Genomic DNA, 943 nt, shown 5'->3' on the forward strand with positions numbered 1-943 from the left:
TCGCTTGTGTATGTCAATCCCTATGTATAACTTAGGGGTAGCAGTAATTTGAGTGTTCATATCTTAATCGTTTATCGTGAACCTTAAAGATACTCGACTTACTGCTTTTTCATCGATGCTATAAGTAATTGCTTTGGTCGTTGCTTATTTGGAAAATTCCTTCGGAATTTTCTCGCGTTCGTTTTTGTTTATTAAATTAGTTGCTTAAACCCGCAACTAAACATACACTAGACCGTTGCCAACATTGCGGAAAATGAAACTGCTGAAAGAAAAAAATAACGACAATCTGAATTTTATTCTCAATTGCGAGAAAATAATTCAGAACCGAATTAACCTTTGGAATCCGACTGATATTTTCATTAATCGAATAGATAATTGGTTTGACGAAAAATGGATGGAGTTTTCAGGAACATTAATGTCTGGATTATCAATTTGGAAAGGAGAAACAACAATTCCGCCTTTTCATCCAAATCGTGTTGAATATTCTGATTTTTATCAAAAAACGGCTGAACAGTATGTGAAAAAGAAAAATCCGAAAGCTTTGCACATTTACCAAGAGAGCAAAGACAATCTGAAAAGATATATTTCGGAATTTACTAACGACGGACTTTTTGTTTGGTACAGTGGAAACTCAAAAGTGAATGACGTTGGAACATTAATGTGTTATTTATTCAGAGAATCGGAATGTCACTCGTTCTTTATCACATTGAGCGGAAAAAAGGAATGGAACGTTTCCCAAACGAAAGGAATTTTAATAAAGGAAATACAATCGATAATAGAAAGTGAACTGAATGAAAAGCACAGTTGGCAACAACGTGTCCTATGAAAAGCACTAGCCCAGTTCTCCAAAGTTAATATTTATTATTTTAATTAGCTCATATTTATGATTTTGGGGTGTTGAATTGTTGATAATTCCGATAGGATTATCAATACTTCAATACCT

General features: G+C 33.6%; 1 protein-coding gene. It reads left to right on the top strand.

What is annotated here, in order from left to right; all coding sequences use genetic code 11:
- Positions 1-253: 253 nt before the first annotated feature.
- Positions 254-826, top strand: a complete 573-nt coding sequence (locus JS605_RS17440) for a hypothetical protein (RefSeq protein WP_203259008.1) — start codon at positions 254-256, stop codon at positions 824-826.
- The last annotated feature ends 117 nt before the right edge of the window (positions 827-943 follow it).

The organism is Hyunsoonleella ulvae (assembly GCF_016827605.1).
Lineage (GTDB): Bacteria > Bacteroidota > Bacteroidia > Flavobacteriales > Flavobacteriaceae > Jejuia > Jejuia ulvae.